This window comes from Nostoc sp. (assembly GCF_035638895.1).
In the GTDB taxonomy this organism is placed as follows: domain Bacteria; phylum Cyanobacteriota; class Cyanobacteriia; order Cyanobacteriales; family Nostocaceae; genus Nostoc.
Genome location: NZ_DASQZC010000335.1, coordinates 1 through 2,449, shown reverse-complemented (window position 1 = coordinate 2,449; position 2,449 = coordinate 1). Strand labels below are relative to the sequence as shown.

The window sequence follows — 2,449 nt, the reverse complement described above, 5'->3', positions numbered from 1 at the left end:
ACTTCTAGAACAGGTTGATACGAAGGCGGATACAGCTCAGGTATTTGTAGAAATTACCCGCAGCATTCGCCAATCGCTTAACGAAGAGGATGTCATTAAAACCACCGTGGAAGAGGTTCGTAAAGCACTGAGTAGTGACCGAGTGCTAGTTTATAGCTTTAGCGCTGATTGGTCTGGAACAGTGATTGCAGAATCAGTAGTTCCAGGCTATCCCAAAGTTTTGCGGTCTGAAGTGCAAGACCCATGTTTCGCTCAGGACTATGTAGAAAAGTATCAGTCTGGTCGCGTTCAAGCCACGAATAACATTTATGAAGCTGGTTTTCGTGATTGTCATATTAACCTGCTCGAATCCTTTGGTGTGAAAGCAAATTTGGTCGCACCCATTCTCAAAGATGAACAGCTCTTTGGCTTATTAGTTGCACATCAATGCTCTAGACCCCGTGATTGGCAACAGTCTGAGATTGATTTATGTGCCCAAATAGCGATGGAAGTGGGATTTGCTCTCGACCATGCCAGACTCGTGCAACGAATCGAGGCTGAGAATGTGCAAAGTCAATTGCTGGCGGATACTATCGGCAGCATTCGCCAATCGCTCAACGAAGAGGATGTCCTGAAAACCACTGTAGAAGAGGTTCGTAAAGTACTGAGTACTGACCGAGTGATGGTTTATAGCTTTAATGCTAATTACTCTGGAACTGTGATTGCCGAATCAGTTGTTCTCACCTATCCAAAAGTTCTGCGATCTGAAATCCAAGACCTATATTTTGGTCAAGGCTATGTAGAAGATTATCAGTCTGGTCGCGTTTTAGCAATAAACAACATTTACGAAGCTGGTTTAGCTGATTATCAGATTAACTTACTCGAATCCTTTGCTGTCAAAGCAAATTTGGTAGCCCCCATTCTTAAAGATGAACAGCTATTTGGTTTATTAATTGCACATCAGTGTTCTAAACCTCGTGATTGGCAACAATCTGAGATTGATTTATTTGGCCAAATAGCGATGCAAGTGGGATTTGCTCTCGACCATGCAAGACTTTTGCAACGAATCGAAGCTGAAAGTAGGCGAAGTCAGTTACTGGTGGATATTACCCGCAGCATCCGCCAATCGCTCAAAGAAGAGGATGTCATCAAAACTGCTGTGGAAGAGGTTCGCAAAGGACTGAGTGTTGACCGAGTATTGGTTTATAGCTTTTACGCTAATTGGTTCGGAATTATAATTGCTGAATCAGTAGTTCCAGGTTATCCCAAAGTTTTGCGGTCTAAAATTTACGACCCTTGTTTCACTGAAAACTATATAGAAAAGTACCAGGCTGGTCGTGTTGTAGCAACAAACAACATTTACGAGGACGGTTTGGCTGATTGTCACATTAACCTGCTCGAATCCTTTGGCGTGAAAGCAAATTTAGTAGCACCTATTATCAAAGATGACCAGCTATTTGGTTTGTTAGTTGCACATCAGTGTTCTGGCCCCCGTGATTGGCAACAGCCTGAGATTGATTTATTTGCCCAAATAGCCATGCAAGTAGGATTTACTCTCGATCATGCTAGGCTCCTACAAGCGTATCAAGCTACTGAAGCGAATTCTGGTGAATAGCTTTGTAATGTTGATGTTGCCGCCCAGATACCCGACTTCTTGAAGAAGTCGGGTATCTAAATCCAGTTTAGGTAAGTGACGTTACGCTTAGTGTAGTTTTTGACGAAGAAGCTGCTAGAGCGATCGCTAATGGTAAAATTCGATGTTCCTGAATTTGAATCCTGGCGTGGAGTGTTTCTGCTGTATCATCCGGCAATACTGGTACTGCGGCTTGCATCAATATTGGGCCACTGTCCATTTCTAAATAAGCTATATGCGCTGTACAACCAGTGATTTTTACCCCAGATGCTAAGGCTTGTTCTACAGCATGGATTCCCTTAAAACTAGGTAACAAACTAGGATGGATATTGATAATTTTATCAGGAAAGGCATCGATGAAAACTGACGTTAACAATCGCATCCAACCTGCCAAAATCACCCATTCCACATCGTAGTGGTGCAATGTCTGCACAATTTTATCATCGAATTCTTCTCTGCTTTTATAGTTGCGGTGATTCAATAAAACAGCTTCTACACCTCGATTAGCTGCTCTTACGGCTGCTTTCGCCGAGGGGTTATTGTAAATTAAAACTTGAATTTGGGCATTTAGCTGCCCATCTTGGATAGCTTGAGCAACTACATCAAAATTGCTGCCATTCCCAGAAGCCATAATTCCCAGTTTTAAAGGGGCGACTTGTTGGCAAACATCGCTAATACTAGGAGAAACTAAGCTAAGGGTAGAATCAGGGCGGAAGGTCATAACAGCTAAGAAGAAAAATTATAGATGCCAAAAAAATATACTAAATCGTAGTTGGATAATGATACAGTAGCTGCTTGGATTTTTCTCACATAAATAGGTAAAATTTCATCCACGAT

2 protein-coding genes are annotated in these 2,449 nt (G+C 42.1%); one reads left to right on the top strand and one right to left on the bottom strand.

Annotated features, from left to right (window positions below; all coding sequences use genetic code 11):
• Positions 1 to 1,594 (top strand): GAF domain-containing protein (locus tag VE944_RS16455; protein ID WP_324978817.1); only part of this gene is annotated, 1,594 nt, incomplete at its 5' end.
• Between the two features lie 67 nt (positions 1,595 to 1,661).
• On the opposite strand, the gene purN is transcribed toward VE944_RS16455, so the two are convergent.
• Positions 1,662 to 2,333, bottom strand: a complete 672-nt coding sequence (purN, locus tag VE944_RS16450) for a phosphoribosylglycinamide formyltransferase (protein ID WP_324978814.1) — start codon at positions 2,331 to 2,333, stop codon at positions 1,662 to 1,664.
• Positions 2,334 to 2,449 lie beyond the last annotated feature (116 nt).

Coding starts and splice junctions, on each gene's coding strand:
- purN (WP_324978814.1), bottom strand. CDS start 2,333: ATGACCTTCCGCCCTGATTCTACCCTTAGCTTAGTTTCTCCTAGTATT.